The following is a 26,613-nucleotide window of genomic DNA, read 5'->3' on the forward strand; positions in this document are numbered from 1 at the left end:
TAATCAGAAAAACTATGAAATTACAAACTCATGATGTCCGGGGAATTCCGATTCTTAGCAGTGAGTGGAGTGTAGATGAATTTATTGCCGATGAGTTGAAAATTCCCGAAGTCGCGCCTACAATTCAGGCTGGATTTATGGATCTCCTCAGCCGAGATGTGTTCTCTGAGGGAGACAGTCAGCCACTCTACGAGCATCTGCTATCTCGCAGTTCGGAGTTCTCGTTAGAATTCATGAGTGCGATCGAACTTTGGCTGCAAGACGAATTACGGCACTACGTTGCTCTACGTAAGGTCTATCACATGGTATCAGGTTTGTCCCCAGAGGCGATCGACCAAAAAAACCAGAGTCGGGTGCATGAACTTGAACCGATCTCGTTTTTGATTGAGAACGAATTCACCATTCTAGTTGGTTTAATGTTTGACGAAATGGGTTCCGTGTGGTCTTATCACCGGGATATTAAGGAATTCTACCAACACTATGGGAACGGCTTTGCTCGCGTAGGACATTTGGTCACGCAGGATGAGGGGCGGCATTTTAGGAATGCTGCGACTCTCATCCAACATCGCCATCCCGAAAAAATCGATCTGATCGAACCCTTATTAGAAAAGATTAGCGAGATGGAAGCCGGTCTTGCTTATTATCCCAAGACTTTCTTTCTCGATCACGCTCAGGAAAGACACCGCTTTCCGAAAAATTTTAATACCCAAGTGATTCAAAGAATTCTCTCTTTTTTCTAACAGAATTACCAAGTTAATCATCGAATCAACATTATTATGCTGTCCGTGGCGATCGAGCATCTCAAACTGACGAACCCTACCGCAACTTTCTCTTTCTCATCTAACTCTCTCTGTGTCCTCTGTGTCCTCTGCGGTTAAAAACTCTAATTATTATATGAATTAAAGCATTTTTTCCAGAAATTGCTTGGCGCGATCGCACTTTGGGTTGCTAAAAAACTCCTGCGGCGGCACATCTTCCGCCACCTTTCCGCCATCGAGAAACAAAATCCGGTGGGCGACTTCCCGCGCAAAACCCATTTCGTGAGTTACAATTGCCATTGTAATTCCCGTTTTCGTCAAAGCTTTCATCACATCTAACACTTCTTTAACCATTTCTGGATCGAGTGCAGAAGTCGGTTCGTCCATCAACAAAATTTCCGGTTCCATAGCCAAACAGCGGGCGATCGCCACCCGCTGTTTTTGCCCCCCCGAAAGCTTAGAAGGATAAACCTGGGCCTTATCTGACAAACCCACTTTTTCCAGCAATTCTAACCCCTTCAGACGCGCCTGATCCGATTCAACCTGCTTCACCTTTACAGGCGCATACATCACATTTTGCAGCACAGTCATGTGCGGGAACAAGTGGAAATGCTGAAAAACCATCCCTACTTTCTGGCGGATTTTCATAATATCTGCCTTGGGCAAAGTAATATCCACCCCGTCAATGTATATGTGTCCCGAAGTGGGAATTTCCAGTAAATTCAAACACCGCAAAAAAGTAGACTTGCCGCACCCCGAAGGACCGATAATGGCAATCACTTCTCCTTTATGAATCTCAGTAGTTATCTCGCGCAAAACCTTAAGATTGCCAAAAGATTTATACAGGCGATCGACCTTAACTGCTACTTTGGAGTCTGCGTTCGAGTACATTTGCCCCCCAAGTTAAACTAAGCACCATCAAATAATAAATTGCGCCGACAAATATCAAAGGTTCAAAGTAAATATACTTTTCTGCTCCGACAATTGTAGCGCGGCGCAGCAAGTCTTCTACGCCAATTACTGAAACTAAAGCTGAATCCTTGAGTAAAGCAATACTTTCATTCACCAATGCAGGCAAAATATTTTTCAACGCTTGCGGCAAGATAATATCGCCCATCATCAGTTTGTAGGGAACACCAAGGGATTCTGCGGCTTCTTTTTGACCTTTATCTACGGCTTGAATTCCCGCGCGGATTGTTTCGGAAATATAAGCCCCAGAATTGAGGAAAAAAGTAATCACGCCAGCTTGCAGCGCAGATATATTATAGCCCGTAAGCTGCGGCGTTGCAAAATAAACTAAAGTCAACTGCAAAATTAGCGGTGTTCCGCGAAAAATTGAGGTGTAAGCAGTGCCAAACCAAAACAGCGGTTTAATGCTAGAAATCTTAAACAGAGACAGGACAATTCCCCAGATAAATCCGAGAAATGCCGACAGCAAGGTAAAAGTTAGCGTTACCCCAATCCCGGACAAAATATAAGGCAAACTCGGCTCGATTTTCCCAAAATCTAACCCGAACTTGGGCGCTACCGCAGGCTGATTTGCTTGAGCAGGTTCTTGCGGAATTGGTCGAGAAAACCACTTAGTAGCTAGTTCCTTAATTTGACCGCTGGCTTTCATTTGCTGGAGGACTCGGTTGAATTCTGGAACTAATCTCGAACCTTTCGCAAAGGCGATCGCCGAACCGCTTTCTTCAGTATTCGGGATTGTGTTAAATTCCAAGTCTGGGTTCGCTGCAGCATAACCCGTAGCGACAGTATCCTCGATCACTCCCGCCGCGAGGCGGTTCGATTTAATTTCTTGAATAATGTCAGGAATCCTATTGAGAGGAGCCAGTTGCACCCCGGCCATTTTTTTCACAGCTTCCTGCTGAATGCTTCCGAGTTGAACGCCTACTTTTTTCCCGGCTAAATCTTCAGCTTTGGTCAAATTGCTGCCTTTATTGGCGACAATTGTATTTTGAGCTTCGTAGTAAAGGTCAGAAAAATCAACATTTTTTTTCCTTTCTGCGGTGGGAGTCATTCCAGCCATCACAAAATCGGCTCTTCCCGCCTGCAAAGCGGGAATTAAGCCGTTAAAATCCATGCCAACTACTTTCAGTTCGTAGCCCAATTTTTTAGTAATATATTTGGCAATATCGATGTCAAAACCGATGATTTCGTTGCCGCTAACAGCCGTATCTTTAAATTCATAGGGCGGGTAGTCTGGGGAAGTCGCCAGTGTTAAAGTCTTGTTGGCTTGGGCGTAACTGGCGATCGCAATTAAACAAAGGGCGATCGCGATCGCCGCCACCAGCATTGATTTTAATTTTAAACATTTCATATCGATGTCCTAAAAAATCCCCTCGCCACCAAAACATACCACAAATCGGAATCAAGTCACCCTTGTAAAGGAAAATATAATCCTGGATGCACGGGTTTCCAGAAGCGGGGTTTGAGGGACAAACAAACTGCATAATTAGCCTTTACTCAAGGTAAAAAACCCGGTTATAAAGGTATTAATGCACTGATGGCTAAAGATAAATAATTGTGCCAGTAACTTATATTTAAAAAAGTCACTTGCGGACATTTTTTAACAATTTAGAAAGGAAAGCTTGTTTGCTAAATTCCCACCCATGTTGTACCGTTGTCCTAGTTGCGCTCGGTCTTTCTAATCATCCAGCATATCCCATCTATATGTGGTACAAGGTATTCAGTAGATCAGAGCAAAAAATACGATATTACTTCTAAGCCGCCGGGTACGATCGAGTGGGAGTAATACCATTGTCGATTATTGATTTTCGATTTGGATAGATGCCGTCTGTAAGTCCTGTGTTAATTACAGGACTTACACAGAAAAATTATAGTCTAAGAGTCAACTGTCAACTGTCAACTGTGTTGAATAGTGTTGCAAAAATGCTTCCAGTTCTGTCCGTCCTTGTTGGGTAATTGAGTTGTAGAAGACTTCTTTTTGTCCATTGGGAGTGTAGAAACGATAGAAGCGTCGATCGCGATCGATTTGTCGCAGGTATACTAAGGGAACGCCAACTGATGCAAGGAGTCGGGCTTTTTTGCGATCGCGCTCCTGCACCTCTGGGCGATCGTGCCAATGAGATTGACATTCTATCACCAGTTTGGCTTTGCGACTAGCACAATAACCGCGTTCCATCAAGGCGATATCGACTCTGGAACTCACCCAAAATTTCCAAAGTTCAATGGGAAGACGGGTGAAAGTTTCTGGACGGGAACAGATGATTTCTAGGGGAACTTGGGGACAGTAACGGAAGCGATCGCCTAAAATCATCTCTAGAATATCGATAGCGATCGTTTCTAACTCGTTGATAATTTCTCCGCTTTGGAATTGGGGAAATGAAGACAAAGAATTGTCATAGTCAAAGGCGTATAGCATGAGTTTTATTTCAGATTAGGGTGAGTGGGAATTAAAGGGGTTGTAGACGACTGTCCAAGCGTTTGCACCAAGAGCGGTAGCAGTCCAAGCGCCCTTCTGGTAAGGTTTGCCTTCTTTCCGAGCGCGGTAGAGAGTTGTGGTGGATACCTCCAACAGTTGTGCGGCTCTATGGGTTGTGCAGGATTGCTCAATTACAGTTGGTTGGGATGGGAGTTGTACTCTTCTCTTTTTGTTAAGGGAGTCGAGGGGAGTGGGTGGCTCGTCTGGGAAAAGGCTGAGTTGAAAGGCTGTCATAAGCTGAACCTTTGAGTGTTGATGATTCAAGCCTATTGGAGTCAACTGGATTTCTCCAGAGCAGATTGGTGAAGATCGTAAAGTTCCCCAAACTTCCCCGATCTTGGCTGTCAGCAGCGTTTAGAAGCGGTTAATCTAGTAACAATACAAATAAACTGACTACATCAATGACTCGAAGACGCAAATCCCGCAGTGTGCAAGCTACTGAAGAAGGAATCAGAATACTTAAAGAATCCAAAGCTGCTAATCGTGACAGTGAAGGGCGGCGTCTGACGTTTGAGCGTATTGCAGAGAAAGCAGGTGTAGATCAAAAGACAGTCAAGACCTTCTTATACGGTGGTGGAGTCGATCCGGAGTCTGCGTGGGCGATCGCTGAAAAGGGTTTTGGCTTAAAAGTGACAGATATTGTCGGTATCGAGGCGTGGAACCAGGTTTGTTCAAAGTCAAAATTACCAAAGCTTGGGCATACAGAAGGATTAGAAAAGACAGTCTTAGCAACTCAGAGCCGTCTGGAACATCACAATAATATTCCTCGCAGTGGTGCTGTTGAGTTTGTCGGTCGCACAGAGCAACTTTCAGAATTGCACCAACTTCTGGAAAAAAACAATCAGGTAGTAATTGCGGCGATTGCTGGTATGGGCGGTGTTGGCAAAACTGAACTCGCGATCCAGTATGCTCAAAGTCATGCAGAAACCTACAAAGGCGGTATTTGTTGGCTGTATCCCAAACTTGGAGACATCGGAGTTCAAATTGTCGAGTTTGCGATCGCGCATTTTCCAAACTTCACCTTACCCAATGGATTGACATTAGCTGGTCAAGTACAATTCTGCTGGCAACGTTGGAATGAAGGTCAGGTACTAATTGTTATTGATGATGTTGCAGATTACAGGCAAATTAAGTCTTATATACCATCTGAATCTCGCTTCAAAGTGTTGATTACAACGCGGGAAAGGCTTGGTAAACCGATTGCTCGTCTAGATTTAGATGTGCTGAAACCGAAAGCAGCTCTAGCTCTGCTGAAGTCTTTAGTTGAGCGAGAAAGGCTAAAGCGAGAGCCTTGGGTTGCTAGAAATTTATGCAAGTGGCTGGGTTATTTGCCTCTAGGATTGGAATTAGTAGGGCAATATTTGGCACAAGATGAAGATTTATCTTTAGGAGAAATGTTGCGACGATTAAAGCAGAAACGTCTAAGACATTCAGCCTTGAAGAATCCAGAACCAACAATGACCGCTCAACTAGGAGTTGCCGATGCTTTTGAGTTGAGTTGGGAACGCCTAAATGATGCTGAGCAGAGGTTAGGCTGTCTTCTGAGTTTGTTTGCTCCAGCGCCCATTCCTTGGAAACCCAATGAATTACAGCTTGCAATGAGTGAAGAAGATGCAAAAGCCATAAAAAAAGCATTAGAATCTCAGGGAATTACTCAGGAAATGCTGGAAGAATTGGAAAACTCCCTAGAAGCGACAGAAGAAGCTAAAAATAAGCTTGTTCGATTGAATTTACTTCAGCCTTGCGGTGAGGGAATTTATCGGTTTCATCAACTTATCAGAGAGTTCTTTCGGCAAAAGCTAGAAGCACTACCAGAGGCAGAAGAACTGAAATTTTACTTGGTAGGATATATAGCAGCCTTGGCGAAACAGATACCAGATTCACCAAACCACGATGAAATTAACTTTATTTCTCCTCTTATTCCTCATATACAAGAAATCGTCGAAGAGATGAGTCAATATCTTAGCGATTCAGACTTTGGATATCCTTTTACTGTATTAATCTCTTTCTATGAAAATCAAGGTCTGTACGCTTTAGCTGCTGATTCGTGTCAGTTCTTTATAGAAAAGCTACAAACTCGTTTTCATGTAAATCTTCTTTTTGTGAGTGTTGTAAAACGAACTTTAGCAAAACTTTATATGTTGCAAGGTTTTTACAAAGAAGCAGAAACACTTTGTAAAACTGTTTTAGCATCTTTCAAAGAAAATCTGGATGACCAACATTTATGGCGAATAACGATCCAATATGAGCTTGCGTTAATTTACATTTTCCAAAATCGGTTTAACGAAGCAGAAAAATTATTAATACTTTCCGAAAAAGAGTTATTAAATAATTACGACTTAGATGGTCTTGATGGAGAGGAAAAATTTAAAACTACCGAAAAGATTAGCGAAGATGAAGAACAGGTTTTTATACCTATTTTACGTCAACACTTTTGCAAAGATAAAGGGATTGATATACTGATTGCGGTTTTAAATACTTTAGGAAAATTGTATAAAGACCAGGGTCGTTATAATGAAGCTGAATCTCTACTTAAAGACAGCTTAAATATTGCTAGAAATTTATTAGATAATAACCATCGCGCAATAGCTGCGTACAAAAATAATTTGGCATCTCTTTACGACGTTCAGGGAAAATATAGACAAGCTGAAGTTCTATTTATGGAATCTCTAGATATTCTTAAAAATTTGTTTGGAGAGCATCATCCTGATGTAGCTTCTGTTCTCAACAATCTAGGAAATATCTATAGAGCGCAAGAAAATTACAATCAAGCCGAATCTTTTTTTAAGCAAGCTTTAGAAATTAGGAAAAATTGTTTATCCGATAATCATCCTGACTATGCTGTTAGTCTCAACGATTTAGGACTACTTTACACAGATCTATGCCGTTATACAGACGCAGAACAATTGCTTTTAAAATCTTTAGAAATAAAGGAGAAGTCGGTGGGAAAGAAGCATTTAGATTATGCTGGTACTTTGAATAATTTAGCGATTGTATACTTTTACAAAAATCGACTTAAAAAAGCCGAGTTATTATATGTAGAATCTTTACAAGTAAGAAGAGAAATTTTAGGAAACGAGCATCCTGATGTTGCTTCTAGTTTTCATAATTTAGCAGACTTGTACTGCCGACAAGGGAAATTTGACGAAGGAGAGGAGTTATGGAAGAAAGCTTTCAAAATTGCTTTTAAGACTTTCGGGCCGGATCACCCTGATACTATTATGTATCAAATATCACTGGCTCATATGCCTTATCTTCGCACAATCCCTGATGAATCTCAACAAAAGCTAATGAATGCTTTTCCCGGAAGATTTGCGTTAGTAGATCTAGAATCAAAGCTGAAAAAAATTTCAAAGGAAAAGCGTAAAGCTCAAGGATTTGGAAAAAACAGACAACCTCATACTTCAATCATTGAGGGTATTAGTAGTAAGGATATTTTTCAAACTCCCGAGTTGTACAATTTAGTTCCAGTAGCTCAAAAAATATTCTCGCACTTTAGTGAGTTAATTAAACAGCAAGCTATTAGCGGTTATCAGCAATTGGGGAAAGGAATTGTCTTAATTGAAGTACAAAAATCGTATGAGGAACTGACTAGGGCTTATGTAACACAAAATAATTGTATAAACTTGTCCCAAAATGCTCCAAGTGAAATGTGGGATTCAATTCTAATGTTTTTGGAAATGTATAATCCAAAAGATTACTTTATTGTGCTGATTGTAGATCCATTAGAAAATCCTGGATCGAACACTTGTCATCACTATATGATGCCCCTATAAACTAAAGTTTCAGTTTTTAAACTGAAAATGATTAAGATTGAAGGTTGAGATATATCTGCGTTATCTGGTTCGGTGGTAAGAGTGCGATCGCACTCACTCCCCCAAATCCAACTCGATCGAAACATTTCTTCATCTTTCTCTGAATTAAGAGAATCGTCCGCTAAAACAGAGTAGGAGAATTTCCGCTACGATCGAGAGTAGATAGGCTAGCACCAGATAAAATAAAGTAAAAATTCCATCCGCACTACCCGTTGAGATGGCTGCGAGCTCTCGGTTCAAAAGTGGAGATTTTGCTACCTTGGCATTTGCGGGGGGAAATGGCTACAGAAATTCAAAATACTTGGAATTTATACAAATAGAAAGACAGAAATCGACGACAGCCGATCGATCTATTGTGGAAAACTTGCCCTTTTCTGTGGAAAAACCCCTTTTTCCTGTGGAAAACTGCTACTAAATTAAGTGCGATCACTCTAACCCGATTGATAGGATTTAAAAAATTGGAGGAATTGCGGTAAGTAAAAATACTTTCCCGATTCTTCAATTAATCCGTGTATCCGTGTCAAAATCACTGGTTGTGCCTTCATTTTTCAGAATCGTAGCTAATTTGGTCGGAATGGTAAGCCGGCGGCTCAACGTGAATTAAGATGCGTACAGGGCTGAAACGTTGTTCCAAACGGGCTTCTACTTCTTCTGTAATCCGGTGAGCTGTTTCTACATCGACAGCATCCACAATCATGTGCATATCAATAAATACTTGACGCCCTACAACGCCACGGGAGGCGATCGAGTGACAGTTGACCACCCCCGGTACATCGATCGCGATCGCGTGAATAACTTCCGGTGCGATCGCCATTTCATCCACCAACCAAGGCAGATTTTCCCTTAAAACCTTCCAACCGCTGCTAAATACCAAAACAGCCACAGGAAAAGACAAAAACACATCCAGGGATTGTAATTGAGGTATATTCCAAACCTGCCCTTGCCAAACACCAATCAACCCGGCGATGACCATAATTGTCACCCAAACATCGCTCATCGTGTGCTGAGCATCAGCCACCAAAATCGCGCTTCCAAGGCGTTTCCCAACCCTGCGCTCGTAAAAAGTGACAAAAATATTAATCCCCAGTACAATCAGCAAAATCCACAGTTCATTTGGGGATATTTTGACAACTTTACCCCCGTTAATCAGCCTTTCGACAGCACCGCTGAGAATTTCAAAACAGGCAATTCCCAGAAAAGCAGCAATTCCCAGAGCTCCGAGAGCATCAAATTTTTGGTGTCCGTAGGGATGATCGCGATCGGGCTGCGGATTGGCATAATGATTAGTTACCAATCCTAAAATATTATTAGCGCTGTCCGTGACGCTGTGCAAAGCATCTGCCAGCAAACTGAGGGAACCAGTCAGCCATCCCACGGCTGCTTTAATTGCCATCACCAGCAAATTTAGCAATAAAGTAATTATTAAAACCTTGCGGACTTCGGAACGGTTATCGGCAACCATAAAATCTCCTCGATCTGCCGTCAAGTTTTCTGGCTTCTAGTTTAAAGCTTATCAAGTCATAAGCTGTTCATCATTTAAATTTTAGAGGCTATCTAAGGCAGTAAAGGGTTTCAGCCTCTGAAACACCCAGTTTAAATGCTAAACAGCTTAACAGGTTAAAACTCTTGCAGAATCTCGGTGGCGAGTAGATTTATATTCATTAATTTAGCCTAGCTTCTTGAGACAATTTTTAATTAATACCAGTTTTGCCTTCCAATTGAGCTGGAATGTACTTCTTTTGGGTTACTATATTTTTTATCATTAACAATCGTATGTTAAATTTCATTGCCCATGTCTCTTTCTCCGCTGACTCTGAATTTAGTCGAAGGTTCTGTCTCCTTTAGCTTTTCCGCGCAAGCCGCCCGGGATTTGCAAAGCGATATTGCAGCTTTGATGGAAAGCTTGAAAGCTGTAGCAGCCAAAACCGCTGGCGCTAAAGCTTCTCCCCAAAAACCGATGGAATATCGGTATGCCGGGGATATATTTTTGGAAGTTTTCTGCAACCCGAATATCTGGCCGACTCCTTTTGCTGCGAAAGTGCTGATTACGGTTAGGGACGATCGCGTGCGCGTGACCACCGAAGCCGAACTCAGCCGCCTGCGCGACGATCTCGCTCAGTATATCGAACAAGTCGGTTGAGAATCTCAACCTCGATCGTTTGTAGTTAATAGGTTGAATCTGAGTTCAGATACCATTCTCGCTTAACAGGGTTTCCGGCCTGTTCCACAAACATTAAATGTTCTTGTGGGGTGGGCTTCTAGCCCGCCCCTGAAAGGCTTATTGAAACAGGATAACTATCTGCAGGCGACGCCGACCATTCCCACATTGAACCTGCATAATTATTAGCATTAAATCCCACATTTGTCAAGACACAAGTCAACCATGCAGAACGAATTCCCCCGGAGCAATAACTCACAATTTGAGTTGACTGCGAAACTCCTTTTTGCTGCAAAATAGCAACTATTTCCCCGCGATCCAGCAGTTTTCCCTGTTTGTCCATTAACTGTTTGTAATAGAGGTGAACCGCACCGGGAATGTGGCCGCCGCGCTTTTCTCCGTAAGGCGTTTTACTTGCATATTCTCGCGGCTCTCTGGCGTCAATAACTGCTAAATTAGCATCTCCTAAAATAGCTTTAAATTCATCCCGCTGAATTTCCCAATTCGAGCGGCGAGATATTACAAAATCTCCTGTTTTCGATGGATTGTTTGCAGCTTTTACTCGATTAATTCCAGCTTTGATTAAAGCCCGATATCCTCCATCTACAAAAACAGCTTTTTCGTGTCCCAAAGTCCGCAACATCCAAACAATCCTTCCGTCTTCGCCCCACCCTTTTACCGAATCGGCAACCACTATCACAGGTTTGTCTTGACAAATACCAATTGCTTGCAGTTTTTGAGTTAAAACTGTGTTATTTTCCATAATTTTTCCCTTGTGGGGAAAGTCGGAACGGGAAAATTCCTGCCAAGTTACGGGAATAGCTGGTGAGAAACGGCAAAACCACTTGAAAATAGGTGCGCGAGCATCTAGTAAAGTAGCTTCTTGTTCCAGCAATTGCTTAGCTAAATCTGCATTTACTATCCAGTTATTTGCTAGATTACCCAGTAAATTAGACATGATTTATTGAGTAACTTTGGCTGTATTAGCACCGCAGGCTAAAATCCCTTTGGTATTAGTTGGAGGAGCTGGTTTAGTCTTGCCAGGAGCAACATTTAGACACAAGATTGTTTGAGTCTTGTTTCCCACCAAAAAGACTCCCCCCACAAAACTTTTGAGATTAGCTTGCTTCGATACTCCGTAGTTAAATACAGCACCTTTTTTCACCATGGCGATCGAGTAGCTGTAATTGGCTGCGGCAGGTTTAATTTGGAGACCCATATAAACCAATAGATTGGAAACAGAACTTGTAAAACCTGCTTTTTCAGCATAGTAAACTTGCTGAGCTTTATTCATCGAACCCACAAATTTTTTCGCTTGTGATTCCTTAGCTTTAAGCGTTTGTGACACTTGAGCTTCCGAGACAGGACTGAAAACAACTGGCAGAGTTAGAACTGCGATCGCAACTTTAATCTGCCAGTTGCTGCTATAAATCCTGCTTAATTTCACATAAGCCATGTGGAATGAGCAGTTGATAAACATATAATTAAACTAATTGTTTTGCCTGAAACTGTTTCAACGCCCCAGGAGCAACCGTGCCGTGTTCTGTGATTATTCCCGATATTAATTCCGCCGGAGTTACGTCAAAAGCGGGATTGTAAAATTCTACTCCCACAGGACAAATTCGCGTAGTTCCAACTTGATACATTTCAACTGGATCGCGTTCTTCAATGGGAATTTGGCTGCCGTCGGAAAGTTCAAAATCAATTGTTGACAGAGGAGCGGCGACAAAAAACGGGACGTTGTGAGCTTTGGCAACAATTGCTAAACTGTAAGTGCCAATTTTATTGGCGGCGTCGCCGTTAGCAGCGATTCTGTCTGCACCGACAACTACTGCGTGAATCATGCCGAGTTTCATGCAGTGAGCGGCCATATTGTCGGCTATTAATGTTACGGGAATTCCTTCTTGCACGCATTCCCAAGTGGTTAGTTTTGCACCTTGGAGACGGGGCCGAGTTTCGTCTGCAAAAACTCTTCCGAGTCTTCCTTCTCGCCAAGCAGAACGAAATACACCTAAAGCAGTACCGTAGCCTGCAGTTGCTAATGCACCGGCATTGCAGTGAGTTAGTAAGTTCAATTTTTCGGGTGTAGCTGGCAGAACTTCTAAACCTTTGTCGCCGATATCTTTACAAGTTTGCAAGTCTTCTGCTTGAATGGTTTTAGCCATTTCTAACAAAGTTTTTTGCACTTGTTCGACAGAACCGCTAGTTTTCTCGGCTGTTTTGAGCATTCGCGATATTGCCCAAAACAAATTAACTGCGGTGGGACGAGTCGATCGCAATAACTCACCAACTTGTTCTAATTTAGTAAAAAACTCGGTACGATCGCCCGTTTCGATTTCTCGCGCCCCCAAATACATCCCGTAAGCTGCTGCTACCCCGATCGCCGGAGCACCTCGGACTATCATAGTTTTAATCGCCTCAGCCATATCTTCGCAACGGCTAATTTCGACTACACCGTATTCTTTCGGGAGTCGGTTTTGGTCAATTAGCAGAACTCGGTCTTCCATCCAGGTGACGGGGGAAACGGGGGAGTTTTGAGGGGTCATCGATTTCAATGATGTGAGGGACAAGTTTCTATGATGCCATGAAGGCGACTATTCCCGCCACTTCGATCGACAAAACCCGCCTAATTAAGCGGGTTTTGTAGTTTTCCTAAATATTTTCACTTTTTGGCAATAATTAAACAATCACTCTCAACTTTAGACAGCATATCTGGAAAAGCTGATGTGTAGTTCCCATCTTTGTCTACAATCCTGCGAAGTATATATCCGTTGTCAGGAGGTCTGCCGAAAAACGAGTTTGTGCGATACCAGATATCTCCATTCGGACTGTTCGGATCTCGATCGATCAAAAAATCTACCAGCCACTGCGGCACAGACCATCCAAACACTATCGGCGTGATGTGCCCGTGCTGCAAAGTTGCATCCGAGAATCGGAACAAGTAGCTGAAGCGAGAAAATTTGACTAAATAAATTAACATCCGTCCTGCCATTGATGAATGAAATGTCCAGATAACAGGGTCAAAAACGCGCAGCAATAACGTCCGTTCGGCAGCATTCCAGTCTGAACTGTACATCGTCAGACAATCGTCTGGTAAAACATTCCCGTCCATAAAAAAGATACCTTGCAGGACTTCGGGTAACTCGGCTGGATGTTCTACTTTCATCCAATTCGCGATGTCTTTTAGTTGCTTTTCTTCGATTAACATGGTATTATTTACCCTCAAAATAGTTGTGTTTTGGTTTCCTATTAGATACCCCCTTGATTTCTTAGTTGATCGCTCGCTCGATAGTTTATGTGACGTGCGGTTTCAACTCACATCTTGAATCATAGCCAATCAGTTATTCAAGGGCGGGGGGGACACCCCACAATAAACTCGATGTCTTGTGGGGTGGGCCGTCGGGCCTGTTAAGCGAGAATGGTGCAATATCTCAGTTTCAACCGCTGTCCGATCGAGCTTTTGGATTAATTACCGCCGCAAATTAGGCTCAGAGGGTCGTCGCACTTTGCCTACCGTACTCACGACATCCACCAGCATCTTGAGTGCGATGTCTTTACCGGGGCAAATCCGTCCCGCACTACGATCGCCCACAGAATGAAATCCCATATGAAAAGGGCACAGATTCTCCCGCTTAGGGTTGAATTCGTATACCGTAGAGCCCCAGAAACTCCCGTCTAGCAGCCCCAGGCTGATCGGTATCAGTACCTTGGTTCCTGCGGGGAAGGTGCGCTCTTTGCCCGCTACCGTTGCGGTGAAAGGCTCTGTGGCGACTCGGTGCGTGGCGCTGACGGGGGCCCAGAGGCGGGCGCATTCCAGGAGGAACAGCTCGATCGACTGGCGATCGTCCAAATCGAGCTGATCCCAAAAATCAGTCGGGTTAATTTCGGCCGTCTGCTGTCCTTTATAGGCGGGGAGAGGGCGGTATCCCATTGCCGTGTAGCCTAGGTGCAGGGGGCCTTGCAGTCCTGCTATGCCCATAATTGATGTCATCAGCTTTGCCAATTCCCGCTTAGTCATGCCGTTGTTTTCCGAGCTCTCCTCGAAGTCGGCTAAAGCTGGGGAATTCTCATAGATAGTCGCTGCACGCTCGATTAGAGTTGACAAATCCCCGTGTCCAAAGAGGTTCAGGCTTTGCAGCAGGTTGCCGATGACGGCGAAGTAGTGCAGCGGGCTTTGGCGAGTGTAATGCAATTCGGTGAGAAGTTCGATCGACTCTGAATCGTCTGGATTAATCCCAAAGATGACGTAGTGCAGGTATCGGACTAAAAATCCCATCCAACCCCGCTTGACATCGGTAAAAAACGCTCCCCCCGCAGCGTGTGGCATTTGGGCATAATCTGCAGCTAGCCGATCGAGCAACCGCCTGCTGATTTCGTCTCCCTGGCGATCCGCTGTCGCACTGTTGAAGAGATATTTCTGCATACAGCTTCGGAATGCTGCGTGGTTGCTGCTACCATCAGTTTCGCGATCAGACAAAGACAGCAGGAAAAGGTTTCTGCCGCCGACATCTTGGTTGGGGGCGCTATCGGGTTCGAGTACAGAAGTACCAAGCCGCCATCCGCGCGCCTGGGGCGATGTGAGTGCTTTTTCTAAGGTGTCAAACTCTCCCATCACGACTTGCCCCGCGCAGCAAAAGTTGGCTCCGAAAGCCAACCGTTTTATCTGCAAATAGGTGGGTTCGTTGGCAATCAAACCCTCAATCAGGGCGATCGGCGGCAGCATCGTTTTGCTGAGACTTTCTTCTGGGTTTTGCAAAGCCCAAACCTGAAACTCGTTCAGGGCCGGGTTCATCAGCGATGAGAAAATAGTATCTAAATTTAGGTTCATCATAATTCCTCCGAGACTCCTTCGCCATAACGCGCTTCGCTTTTAGCAGCAAGAGGGTATTGAACAGTAATAGAGCGGGATTGAATACCCGCTTCATTGCCAAAATCAGTAAGTATAACTATAGCCATTTTTCTTTGTGCACGCAGTGGCAATATAGAGATAGTTTTACTGAATATGTCTGCGTCTAAGTCTAGCCTTTTTCCGGAGAGTGAGTGTAATTTATAACGATTCCTCGTAAGTAGATATACTTTCTGCATCTCAAGTATTAGCCGCAATCTTTGAGAGTCGCACATAAACCGTAGTTATGTGCGACTACTTGCTATTAAATTTAGCCAAAATCGGCGGCATTAATTAGACTGGACGACACCCCATTCAGAGTGGCTAAAATTTCTCCGGTTGCTGACAAACGGATGAAAGTTGCACTGTTTTCTTGAGTAAAAGAAAGTTGGGAGAAAGTAAGATTGTTGCCTAAATAAAGCAAATCTTTTCCGTCTTCAAAATCCAAGATAATATCGATACCCGAATTGCTAGAGAGCAAGAAGCGATCGACTCCATTCCCTCCCGTCAAACTATCATTTCCCAAACCGCCATCCAACAAATCATCACCGCGATTACCAAACAAAACATCATCACCGCTACTTCCTAGCAAATTATCGCTATTTTTGCCTCCGAAAAGAGTGTCATTACCTCCGGTTCCGTCAACCGAATCATTGCCCCTCATGCCCATCAAAACATTATTCCCGCTGTCGCCCGTGAGGATATCGTCGCCGCTTGTACCGAGAATTCGCTCTGGGGAATTGCTGCCCAAATCTGCGTCGCCGCTGATAACAGGAGTTGCAATCCCAGCAGGTAATGTCACAGCTTGAATTTTGGCATCTAAAGCAGCACCAGTATTTTCAGCAACTACCTGAGAAATTGTCTTAGTTCCCGCACCAATAGCTTTGAAGTCTTGAGTAGTTGCGCCCAAAGTTACTGTTTGGACGCGGGCGACCGCTTCAGGAATTGACGTTGTTGTGCTGGAGACAGCGGCATCAATGCGTTGATTTGCTGTTGCCATTACTGTCCCAGCTTGCGAGATAATTTGGGTGAATTTTTGACTGTCAAAACTGGGGTCTATTTGCTGGATTTTCGCGGCTGCTTGCTGAATTATCGGTTCTAAAGTGGCTGCATTGCTGAGGTTTAAAACAGTGCCGGATTGAATTGGAGTCGTAATTGCACTGACAACAGCTTTGACAAGATCCTTCGTAGCTGCACTAGAAGCACCATCAATCAAAGCGGCAGCTTGGGTGATGAAGTTTTGGACTTTCACCATTTCTGATAAGACTTGTACTCCGCCCGGTTGGTTGTTGTTGGTAGCCTTGATGGGGTCTAAGTTAATCAGGTCAACTTCAGTGGGAATGGCAAGAGAAGATTTAACCAGAGATTGCGCGCGATCGAGTTCAATTCCCCCATCCATTAAATCTGCTACCAAACTGGTTAACAGCGTGACAACAGTAGCATCCGCAGGTGCGGTAACGGGTGTTTCTAAAGGCAATCCAGTAGCGGTATCAGTGCCTCCAGTGGCAACTAAATGCCCTTCTTCTGGGTCGAGTTCTCCGTTTGTATTGGTGTCGAAAGTCTCGAAGGGGATATCGAGCTTATATTCACCGTTGGAGTCCGTAGTAGTTGATGGTTCGTTGCCATCCAGTACCCCGTTCTTGTTAGCATCGAAGAACAAAGTCGCATCCGCAATGTATCCGTCAACCACGACACCTTTCTCGCTAAGTGTCAGCTTAATCACATCGCTCGCACTTGCACCTGCTGTGTCCGTCGCTGTTAATTTAATTTCCAAATCTTGCCGCCCAGGAATTGTGCCATTAAAGGTGCGGGTATTGGGGTTGAATCTCAACCAATAAGGTAAAGGTTGACCGTTGTTGAGGGTTGCTGAATAGGTAAGGGTGTCCCCCGGATCGGAGTCACTAAAAGTGTTCCAAGGAAAAGTGTAGTTGAATGTCGATGAATCGCTGACATTTAGATATTTATAGTGCCAGGGGGTTGTAGTCTGACCCCTGTTTAGCACTGGTGGATGATTGAGAGCTCGGCGAATATTTAAACGCCCTCCACTAACCGTTTTTCCATTCAGAGAAGTAAGCGGGTCTGTAGTGTTCATTAAGATATCTTTTAGCTGCGTAACACTCAAGTTGGGGTTTTGAGCTAAAAGTAGGGCTGCCGCTGCCGCCACGTGGGGAGCCGCCATAGAAGTTCCACTTTTGAAACTGTACTGATTCCCTGGAATCGTGCTAAGAATACTGGTTCCTGGAGCCCCTAAGTCTACTGAAGTTTTTCCATAGTGGGAGTCCGAATTTAACCCGTCATTGCGAGTTGTGTTTGCTACCGCAATGATATTAGGTAGATCGTAGCTGGAGGGGTAGTTTGGGTCAGTATCATTGTTCAATTTACCCTCATTACCTGCTGCTGCCACGAACAAAACGCCCTTTTTATTAGCATCGTCGATCGCATCTTTACTAACTTGGGAAAAGGGATAATTCCCCAGACTAGCGTTGATAACTTTTGCACCTTTTTTGACAGCATAGTTAATAGCTTTGGCGAGGCTAGATCCAACACCATACCCATCCGATCCCAAAACTTTTAAAGGCATGAGGCTAACATTTTGACTTACACCTACAACGCCAATGTTGTTATTGCCAACTGCCCCAATAGTACCCGCAACATGACTTCCGTGACTGTGGTCATCCATTGGATCGTTATCATTATTTTGGAAGTCGTAGCCGCGCAGGTCATCTTTATAATCGTTGCCGTCGTTGTCAATTCCATCGCCTGCTATTTCCCCTGTATTACTCCACATATTAGCAGCAAGGTCTTGGTGGTTGTAGTCCACACCGGTATCAATGACTGCTACTATCACATTTTTGCTGCCTTTTTGCAGATCCCAGGCTTCTGGTGCATCAATATCAGCATCAGAAGTTCCACCACTTTGTCCGATATTATTCAAACCCCAAAGTTCATTAATTCGCGGATCGCTTGGCGTTTCCTGAATCGAGGCATCGTTGAATAACTGGTTCAAATCAAAGATATTTGAAAACTGGTTGAGCGATACTGCGTAATTAAGTTCAACCGCTTCCACTCGCGGATCTTGAGCTAAGTTCGCTTTAACCTGTTGCAGGTCTGTATTGGCAGCTATTTTCACCACTCGCCATTTTGGCAACTGCTCTTGTGCTGACTCCAACTGTTGGTTCAACAACGTCAAGTTTACGAAGTCGAACGCACTGCTTGGGAAAGATACAGCACTTTGAAATGCCGAACTAATTGCGTTAGATGGAGGATTTGGAGGTAGAAGGTTTTCGACTTCGATTACCCCGTTAGATGCAAATAAATCGCTCTGGATTGTAGCTGCGGTTGCGTCAGTTCTTAACTTAACTAAAAGCTCGCCTGATTTGTATTTTGCGCCAGTTACAGGGTCAATGGAAAACGTGCTATTGCTAGTATCATCATCGGCATTGCTAACTGCAACATCGGGTGCATTTAACCCAGAGTATGTGTTATCCGTACTGACAGCAGGGGCTGTAACAATAGTGTAAGTTTTATCCCCGTCAACAACACTGTCGTTAACACCTGTCACCGTTACAGTCTGCGGTGAGTTCCAGTTACCAGAATTGAATGTCAGCGATACCGGTGAAACTGTTCCTTCTGCTGTATTGGAACTTTCTAAATCTATTTTGACATCAGCATTAGGTTGGCTGTTGAGTGTGACATTAAATGTGGCTGTTTGGCCTGCTTCTGTCGTGGTTAATCCACTTGCAGGATTAACCGTAATTCCAGCAGGTGTGACTGTTGGAGGTATCGGTATTGGGGTGGGAGATATCGGTGTTGGGGTGGGAGGTATCGCTGTTGGGGTGGGAGTTATTGGTGTTGGGGTTGGAGGTATCGGTGTTGGCGTGGGAGGTATTGGTGTTGGGGTTGGGGTGGGAGTTATTGGTGTTGGGGTTGGGGTGGGAGTTATTGGTGTTGGGGTTGGGGTTGGGGTGGGAGTTATTGGTGTTGGGGTTGGGGTGGGAGTTATTGGTGTTGGGGTTGGGGTGGGAGTTATTGGTGTTGGGGTTGGTGTTGGGGTTATCGGTGTTGGGGTTGGCGTTGGTGTCGGCGTATTGTCGTTATCAGTAATGGCGACACTCACAGGTGAAATTGTGATGCTGTTATAATTAACATCACTACTGGTAGCAGTATGTGCGATCGCACCGGTATGATTTCCTTCCACTACATTGTCATCAACCGCAGCAACTGCAACAGTTTGAGGGGTATTCCAATTAGTAGCGCTAAAAGTAAGTGCGGTAATTGGTTGAATTTCACTGCCCGTAGCCAAGTTAATCGTAACAGGCGCTGTCGGTTGAGTATTTAACTGAACGCTGTAACTTCCAGTTGCACCGCCTTCGGTTGCACTCGCACTGGGAGGGTTAATAGAAACGCCTGGGGAGTCGTTATCAGTAATGGCGACGCTAACAGGTGAAATTGTGATGCCGTTATAATTAACATCGCTACTGGTAGCAGTATGGTCGATCGCCCCTGCATGATTTCCTTCAACTAAATTGTCATCAACCGCCGCAACTGCAACAGTTTGAGCAACATTCCAATTAGTAGCGGTAAAAGTAAGTGCGGTAATTGGTTGAATTTGACTGCCTGTAGCTAAGTTAATCGTAACAGGTGCGATCGGCTGAGTATTTAACTGAACGCTGTAACTTCCTGTTGCACCGCCTTCAGTTGCAGTCGTACTCGCAGGATTAATCGTAATGCCAGGAGTTTCATTATCGCTGTTGCTGGCGCTGACATCATCGGGATTGAGATTGCTGTAATTAGTATCGGTACTGACAGTCGCAGCAGTGACAATATTGTAAGTTTGACTGCCATCAGCAACGCTGTCGTCAACACCTGTCACCGTTACCGTTTGCGGTTGATTCCAGTTAGCGGGAGTGAAAGTTAAACTGTTGCTGGAAACTGTTGCTTCGGCGGGATTGGAACTGCTCAAATCAATGCTAACATTAGCACTGGGTTGACTGTTAAGTTTAACGGTCAATGTAGCGCTGTCGCCTGCTTCTGTTGTCACTAATCCGCCGATCGGATTGACGGTGATTCCGGCAGTGTCATCATTACTAATAGTAGTTGTAGCGGCAGCAGTAGTAATAGTCGGAGTCGGGCCTGGTGCAACCGGATTTGACAGAGTAACAGTAATAGTTTCATCCGGTTCAATTATCGCATCGCCCAATACATCTAAAGTAATTGTTTTCGATGTCTCGGCCGCAGCAAAATTCACCGTACCAGTAACGCCAGTTCCCCCGGAAGTGCCGCCGATATTGTTGTAATCGCTGCTGTTTGTAGCAGTTCCTCCAATTGCATAATTTACACTGCTGGCAGCATCAATCCCGCCGCTGCGAGTCACGGTAAAAGTAACGGGAGTTTTGCCACTGTTGCCTTCGGCGATGCTGGCAGTACCGGCAGCAATGGCGTAATCTATAGCATCATTGGCGGGAATAGTTAGTGTCGCTTGATTTGTTGTGCCTGCAATCCCATCAGTAATCGTACCAAAGCTGAACACCGCAGTTTCGGCGTCCTCTGGGATATTGTCAGCTTTGACAGTGACAGCAAAATTCTGAGTCAGGGTGTTAGTACCTGCACTGAATGTGAGAGTGGCAGGTGAAAAAGTGTAATCTAAATTTTGGGTAGCTGTACTGCTGGGGTTAAGTGCGATCGCAACTGTCAAATCTTTGATGGGACTGCTGCTGACAGTAACGGGAATATTAATAATAGTATCCGCGTTTCCTTCTGTGCCACTGTAGGCAGCAGCGCCGAAATTCACTGTCGGTGTATTGTTGAGTAAAACCGAGACATTGTTAGAACCATAGTTCGCTGTCGCTAAGTCTGTCTTGCCGTCAGCGTTAAAATCCCCAACGGTAACTGAATAGGGATTTGTCCCCGCCGCAAAGTTAGTCGCCGCACCAAAACTGCCCGTACCATCTCCCAACAAAATAGAGACTGTGTTAGAGTTTGTCCCGCTGTTCGCTACAGCTAAGTCTGACTTGTTATCGCTATTAAAGTCTCCGACAGTAACAGAATAGGGACTTGTCCCCGCATTAAAGTTAGTAGCAGCCCCAAAACTGCCTGTCCCTGTCCCCAACAGGATCGATACGTTGTTAGATCCACTGTTTGCTACAGCTAAGTCTGAGTTGTTATCCGCATTAAAGTCTCCGACAGTAACAGAATAGGGACTTGTCCCCGCATTAAAGTTAGTAGCAGCCCCAAAGCTGCCTGTACCTGTCCCCAAAAGGATGGAGACGCTCCCAGATTGATTGTTCGCCGTGGCTAAGTCTAACTTGCCGTCGCCGTTAAAGTCCCCCGCCACGACAGACCTGGGCAAATTTCCCACATTAAAGTTGGTGGCCGCCCCAAAGGTGCCCGTACCCGTCCCCAACAGAAGAGAGACGTTGTTGCCGCCATTTGCCGTAGCTAAGTCTGGCTTGCTGTCCCCGTTAAAGTCACCTACGGCGACGGCATAGGGAGATGATACTACGTCAAAGCTGGTGGCAGTGCCAAAGCTACCTGTGCCATTTCCCAACAGGATGGCTACCCGATAAGAGGGAAACTCCCCTCCGATACTCCACGGTGAAGCTATATCGAGGTTGCCGTCGCTGTTAAAGTCCCCTAATGCCAGAGATGCGGGATAAGTCCCAGCACTAAAGTTGGCGGCAGTGCCAAAGCTGCCTGTGCCTGTCCCCAACAGAATGGAGACGTTGCTAGAGTTGCCATTGGATGTGGCGATATCGGGCTTGCCGTCTTTGTTAAAGTCTCCTACAACAACGGAATTTGGCAATGTGCCGACTGGAAAGTTGGTAGCGGAACTGAAAGTAGACATGATTAATTTACCTATTAATTAACAACAGTAATCTTTGATGTTTGGAGTCGTGAAACTGATGCAAATCGCACCTAAGCTGGCATCAGTGTCCCGACGATCGCAAGTACAGTCAGGCTGCCTCCCACAGCGATTGTTGCTAGATTCCATGCCGAAAATCGACTGTTAGGATTGTGGTTTGGTGCTGCTACACAGTTCAATTTATTCACATTCTCTTGAACGGGAAGCAAAGCTATTATAGAGAAAAAGCTCAGTAGCAAGTATGGTTTTGGCAGTCGGACACACTGCAAAAGCCCAATCCAAGCAATAGTCAGCATAAATGGACTAAAATTGGGATCGACACAGTAAGATTTAGCCCAAATCTTAATTTCTATGAGTAAGGGGTAGAAAAAAATCCCGCTGAAAAAAGCTCTCCAAAAGGGGCTAATGTCTCTTCCTGTTGCGGCTTTGAATAGCTGCCAGTTTTTATAAAACCAAAAAGTTTGATAGAGTCCGAAGGTTACTAGGGACATCACTAACAACTTAAGCCGAGAAACAGGAAAAAACATGGGTTGGGAATCTTCATTCATATCAAAAACCTCATGGTGGATACACTACTACTCGATCGGGACTTACGCACGGGTGGTCAGAAACCTGGTTTTTGACGATAAAACTTCGTTACAGCCCTTGAACCGGGCAAAAAACCCGGTTTCTTTGGTACTTATGCGTCCAGGAATATGGCTATTAGATAGAGCCAAAATCGGCGACATTAATTAGAGTGGAGGATACCCCATTGAGAGCAGCTAAAATTTCTCCGTTTACTGAGGAACGGATGAAAGTTGTACTGTTTTCTTGAGTAAAGGACAGTTGGGAGAAAGTAAGATTGTTGCCTAGAGAAAGCAAATCTTTACCATCTTCAAAATCCAAAATAATATCGATACCCGAATTGGTAGAGAGTAGGAAGCGATCGTTGCCATCACCTCCTGTCAAACTATCATTTCCAAAACCCCCAGTCAGCAAATCATCACCATTACCTCCTAGCAGAATATCGTTGCCATCGCCGCCGTTTAAAATGTCAGCACCCCGGTTGCCAAACAAGGCATCATCACCGCTACTTCCAAGCAAAGTATCGCTACTTTTGCCGCCGAACAGAGTGTCATTACCCAAAGCACCATCGAGAGAATCATTGCCCCTCATGCCCATCAAAACATTATTGCTGCTGTCGCCAGTCAGGATATCGTCGCCGCTGGTACCGAGAATTCGATCGGGAGAATTGCTGCCCAAATCCGCGTCGCCACTGACAACAGGAGTTGCAATCCCAGCAGGTAATGTCACAGCTTGAATTTTGGTATCTAAAGCAGCACCAGTATTGTCAGTAACTACCTGGGAAATTGTCTTATTTCCCGCACCGACTGCTTTGAAGTCTTGAGTTGTTGCGCCCAAAGCTACTTGTTGGACGCGGGCGACAGCTTGAGTAATTGATGTTCCTGTGGGGTTGGAGACAAGTTGGTCAATGCGCTGATTTGCTGTTGCCATTACTGTCGCAGCTTCCGGAACAACTGGTAATAGTTTTTGGATATTGAAACTAGGGTCAAACTGTTGAATGTTAGCAACAGCTTGCTGAATTATTGGTTCTAAAGCTGCTGAAGAACTCATGTTTAAAACCGTACCCGATGCAATTGGAGTCGTAATTGAACTGACAACAGCCTTGACAATATCGGTATTGGCTGCACTGGAAGCACCGTCAATCAAAGCTGCTGTTTGAGTGATGAAATTTTGGACTTTCACCATTTGTGATAAGACTTGGAAACCGCCCGGTAAATTGTTGTTAATGGCTGCTAGGGGGTCGAAGTTAGTCAGGTCAAATTCAGCGGGAATTGCTAGAGCAGATTTGACCAGAGATTGTGCTGTTTCCGGTGCAACTCCTTTGTCGATTAAGTCAGCGACTAAGCTGGTTAAGAGGGTGACAACAGTAGAATCTGGTGGTGCAGTGACTGGTGTTTCTAGGGGTAAGCCGGTGGCGGTGTCAGTGCCTCCAAAAGCAACTAAATTACCTTCTGATGAGTCAATTTCGCCATTCTGATTTTTGTCAAAAGTCTCGAAGGGAATATCGAGGTAATATTCACCGTTAGAGTCAGTAGTAGTTGATGGTTCCCCGGCATCAAGGATACCGTTTTTGTTGGCATCTAAGAAGAGAGTCGCACCGGAGATATAACCGTCAATGACAGCACCAAAGTTGGATAGTTTCATTAAAATGACATCACTTGCAGTTGCCCCCGATGTGTCCGTTGCTGTTAATTTTATTTCCAAATTTCGCTCCCCTGGAATTGTTCCTTGGAAGGTGCGGTTATTCGGGTTAAAAGTCAGCCAATACGGTAAAGCTTCACCATTTTTTAAAGTGGCTGAGTAGGTGAGGCTATCTCCCGGATCGGGATCTGTAAAAGTATTTGTCGGAAAGGTGTAGTTGAAATTCCTGCCATTGCTGACTCGCAAGTTCTGGAAATGCCACGGAGTTGTTGTATAGCCGTAGTTTAACACCGGCGGGTGATTATTAACAATACCTTGACCCAAAGCCAGCACATCGACGCGCTTGAAATCAAGACCGGTATGGTTAACATTGTCGTCTTCATCGTCGCCGTCATTGATAGTGACACCTGTTTGTTTCAAAAGATTAGCGAACTCTGTTGGCGTCAGTTTGCGGCCTAATTCTTGCTGTGCTAACTGTTGTGCTAATACTGCTATGCCGCTAATGTGGGCTGTAGCTTGACTGGTACCGTGATAGGTGCTTCTCTCGTTTATATCGCCATCTTTGCCAGCCCCAGTGATAGGTGCTCCTGGAGCAAAAACTGTGGTTAATTGCCCGTTACGCTGAGAAAAAGGAGCAATGCGATCGGCAGCGGTGGTGTTAGCTATTACAGACTCCCCATTATTTTCACCAGGCTTATTCGCAAAATAACCTCCCAAAGAGGAATAACCAATGTCGGAATTGTATACCGCGCCAACCGACAGCGAATTCGGATCGGCTGAAGGGTAGTTTACACCTGGAAGCTGATTAGGATCTTTCTGGTACGGGTAGTAACGATTGCCTGATGAAGAGACAACAATTATATTCTTTGCGGCTAATGCTGCCAGTTCATCTCCAATACCGTAGAGTGAAGTTTGACTGGTGGGAAAATTTTCACCGCTGCCGAATGCCATACAAACGCTGGCAATGTTGTAAGTATCTGCATTTTGCAATACCCACTGCAAAGCTTGTTCAACATACGGAAACTTATTAATTTCGTCACTACCATCAGCAGGTATAATATCTTTTCTGACCTTGAGGTCGATAATCTTCGCCCCAGGAGCCATTCCCGTATAGGTTGGATCTTCGGAGGCAATAATGCTGGCAATGTTCGATCCGTGTCCGTCTTTGTCGCTTGCATCTGCGTCACCCTCGGCAAAATCGTAGTTATAAACAATGCGATCGCTGATGCCGTTTGAGTCGCTGTCAAGACCAAAGAATGGGTGGTTTAAGTTGATGCCAGTGTCTAATACCGCTACAGAGAAACCGCTGCCGTCAATACCGGAAAAACGCGGTGTGGCGCGGAATTTGTCCAGATTTATTTGCGCGCTGGATACACTAGCAGAAGTCTCATGAAAGGGAAAGGGGTCGTTGCCGCTGCCGTCAAAACCACCAGAAAAGTCTGCTGGCAGGAAGTTATTAGCGAAACTGGATACATTACTGTTGCCGCCAATATCACCAAACAGCAGTGTATCGAGGAAATTGCTATCGAGCAGGGAATTGGATAGATTGTTATTGGCTAAAACATTGTTGATGCCAGCCACCAAGTTTCTGCTAATTGAATTTGACTGCGGATTTGTGACGGCAGGGCCTTCATATCCTGTAGTTGTGACACCTGCAAGACGAGGTACAGCCGACAAATTCAAATTGTATGGAGTCTCGGCGCTATTAACTGAAGAAACTCGAAGGCTGTAAGTGCCGTGTTCCAAAATGCGGTTAATTAATTTTGAGCCAGCGCCAGAACTTATTGCAGTTGAGATGACATTTTGATTGCTGTCAAGCAATTCAAGATTAATATCTCCCGTAAATCCGCTGACTGACAAGTTGAAGTCATTGTCAGCACCGATCGTGAATTTGTAGTAATCTGGATCGTTACTACTTACTGAATCACTGTAGTTTCTGAGAGCGGAACTTGCATTGATTGTACGGGCTGTAGCTGATGTGTTTGCAGCTAAGTCTTGTGCTGGGATATTGCTGTCATTATCGTTATTGGTGACAGCGACATCGGACGCATTTAATCCGTTAAATCTGTTATCCGTACTGACAGCAGGGCTAGTAACAATGGTGTAAGCTTGATCACCGTCAATAGCAAAGTCGTCAACGCCTGTTACCGTTACTGTTTGCGGCTGATTCCAATTCGTAGAGTTGAAGGTAAGCGATTGCCGGGAAACTGTTCCTTCTGCTGTATTGGAACTTGCTAAATCTATTTTCACATCGCCACTAGGTGGGATGTTTAAGGTGTTGAGTTGAACATTAAATGTTGCTGTTTGGCCTGCTTCTGTGGTGATTAATCCACTTGTAGGATTAACGGTAATTCCAGCAGGTGTTGGAGTTGGTGTTGGTGTTGGTGTTGGTAACGGAGGTGTTGGTGTTGGTGTTGGTGTTGGTGTTGGTGTTGGTGTTGGTGTTGGTGTTGGTGTTGGTGTTGGTGTTGGTGTTGGTGTTGGT

At 44.7% G+C, this 26,613-nt stretch carries 17 protein-coding genes; 3 read left to right on the forward strand and 14 right to left on the reverse strand.

Annotated features, from left to right (window positions below):
- Positions 1-14 precede the first annotated feature (14 nt).
- Positions 15-740 (forward strand): hypothetical protein, encoded by a 726-nt coding sequence (locus QUA77_RS12415; protein ID WP_333450316.1) that lies wholly within the window; start codon positions 15-17, stop codon positions 738-740.
- Positions 741-899: 159 nt separating this feature from the next.
- On the opposite strand, the gene QUA77_RS12420 is transcribed toward QUA77_RS12415, so the two are convergent.
- The 4 genes from QUA77_RS12420 to QUA77_RS12435 all read right to left on the reverse strand — a co-directional run bounded on the left by QUA77_RS12420 (position 900) and on the right by QUA77_RS12435 (position 4,437).
- Positions 900-1,649 carry an amino acid ABC transporter ATP-binding protein gene (locus QUA77_RS12420; RefSeq protein WP_333450317.1) on the reverse strand — a complete coding sequence of 250 codons (750 nt, stop codon included), beginning with the start codon at positions 1,647-1,649 and terminating at the stop codon, positions 900-902.
- Complete coding sequence (locus QUA77_RS12425) at positions 1,615-3,078, reverse strand: ABC transporter substrate-binding protein/permease (protein ID WP_333450318.1); 1,464 nt, start codon at positions 3,076-3,078, stop codon at positions 1,615-1,617. The genes QUA77_RS12420 and QUA77_RS12425 overlap by 35 nt, the downstream gene beginning before the upstream one ends.
- A 531-nt stretch (positions 3,079-3,609) precedes the next feature.
- Positions 3,610-4,143: a DUF2726 domain-containing protein gene (locus QUA77_RS12430; RefSeq protein ID WP_333310207.1), complete on the reverse strand. Its 534-nt coding sequence runs from the start codon at positions 4,141-4,143 to the stop codon at positions 3,610-3,612.
- A gap of 15 nt (positions 4,144-4,158) precedes the next feature.
- On the reverse strand, positions 4,159-4,437 hold the full coding sequence (locus QUA77_RS12435) for a hypothetical protein (protein WP_333450319.1): 279 nt from the start codon (positions 4,435-4,437) through the stop codon (positions 4,159-4,161).
- 194 nt (positions 4,438-4,631) lie between these two features.
- Here QUA77_RS12435 and QUA77_RS12440 point away from each other — a divergent pair, with 194 nt between their 5' ends.
- On the forward strand, positions 4,632-7,979 hold the full coding sequence (locus QUA77_RS12440) for a tetratricopeptide repeat protein (RefSeq protein ID WP_333450320.1): 3,348 nt from the start codon (positions 4,632-4,634) through the stop codon (positions 7,977-7,979).
- A gap of 580 nt (positions 7,980-8,559) precedes the next feature.
- On the opposite strand, the gene QUA77_RS12445 is transcribed toward QUA77_RS12440, so the two are convergent.
- Positions 8,560-9,480 (reverse strand): cation diffusion facilitator family transporter, encoded by a 921-nt coding sequence (locus tag QUA77_RS12445; protein ID WP_333450321.1) that lies wholly within the window; start codon positions 9,478-9,480, stop codon positions 8,560-8,562.
- Positions 9,481-9,810: 330 nt separating this feature from the next.
- Between QUA77_RS12445 and QUA77_RS12450 the strand changes: the two genes are divergently transcribed.
- Positions 9,811-10,158 (forward strand): hypothetical protein, encoded by a 348-nt coding sequence (locus tag QUA77_RS12450; RefSeq protein WP_333450322.1) that lies wholly within the window; start codon positions 9,811-9,813, stop codon positions 10,156-10,158.
- A gap of 118 nt (positions 10,159-10,276) precedes the next feature.
- On the opposite strand, the gene QUA77_RS12455 is transcribed toward QUA77_RS12450, so the two are convergent.
- The 9 genes from QUA77_RS12455 to QUA77_RS12495 form a co-directional block, all read right to left on the reverse strand.
- Positions 10,277-11,134 carry a rhodanese-like domain-containing protein gene (locus QUA77_RS12455; protein WP_333450323.1) on the reverse strand — a complete coding sequence of 286 codons (858 nt, stop codon included), beginning with the start codon at positions 11,132-11,134 and terminating at the stop codon, positions 10,277-10,279.
- A 3-nt stretch (positions 11,135-11,137) separates the two neighbouring features.
- Positions 11,138-11,632: a type IV pilin-like G/H family protein gene (locus QUA77_RS12460; protein ID WP_333450324.1), complete on the reverse strand. Its 495-nt coding sequence runs from the start codon at positions 11,630-11,632 to the stop codon at positions 11,138-11,140.
- A gap of 28 nt (positions 11,633-11,660) precedes the next feature.
- Entirely contained in the window at positions 11,661-12,722 is a 1,062-nt protein-coding gene (mtnA, locus tag QUA77_RS12465; RefSeq protein ID WP_333035227.1) for an S-methyl-5-thioribose-1-phosphate isomerase, read from the reverse strand.
- A gap of 116 nt (positions 12,723-12,838) precedes the next feature.
- A complete protein-coding gene (locus QUA77_RS12470) occupies positions 12,839-13,384 on the reverse strand; it encodes a hypothetical protein (RefSeq protein WP_333450325.1) in 546 nt (181 codons plus the stop codon).
- Positions 13,385-13,645: 261 nt separating this feature from the next.
- The gene (locus QUA77_RS12475) at positions 13,646-15,007 is read right to left on the reverse strand and encodes a cytochrome 450 (RefSeq protein WP_333450326.1); all 1,362 of its coding nucleotides are present in this window, start codon (positions 15,005-15,007) and stop codon (positions 13,646-13,648) included.
- Positions 15,004-15,132, reverse strand: a complete 129-nt coding sequence (locus QUA77_RS12480) for a hypothetical protein (RefSeq protein ID WP_333450328.1) — start codon at positions 15,130-15,132, stop codon at positions 15,004-15,006. Before QUA77_RS12480 ends, QUA77_RS12475 begins: the two co-directional genes overlap by 4 nt.
- A gap of 200 nt (positions 15,133-15,332) precedes the next feature.
- Positions 15,333-21,905: a S8 family serine peptidase gene (locus QUA77_RS12485; protein WP_333450329.1), complete on the reverse strand. Its 6,573-nt coding sequence runs from the start codon at positions 21,903-21,905 to the stop codon at positions 15,333-15,335.
- A gap of 71 nt (positions 21,906-21,976) precedes the next feature.
- A complete protein-coding gene (locus tag QUA77_RS12490; RefSeq protein WP_333450331.1) occupies positions 21,977-22,471 on the reverse strand; it encodes a hypothetical protein in 495 nt (164 codons plus the stop codon).
- Between the two features lie 154 nt (positions 22,472-22,625).
- A partial coding sequence (locus QUA77_RS12495) for a S8 family serine peptidase (protein WP_333450332.1) occupies positions 22,626-26,613 on the reverse strand: 3,988 nt, incomplete at its 5' end.

Source organism: Microcoleus sp. K5-D4, assembly GCF_036704575.1.
GTDB lineage: Bacteria > Cyanobacteriota > Cyanobacteriia > Cyanobacteriales > Microcoleaceae > Microcoleus.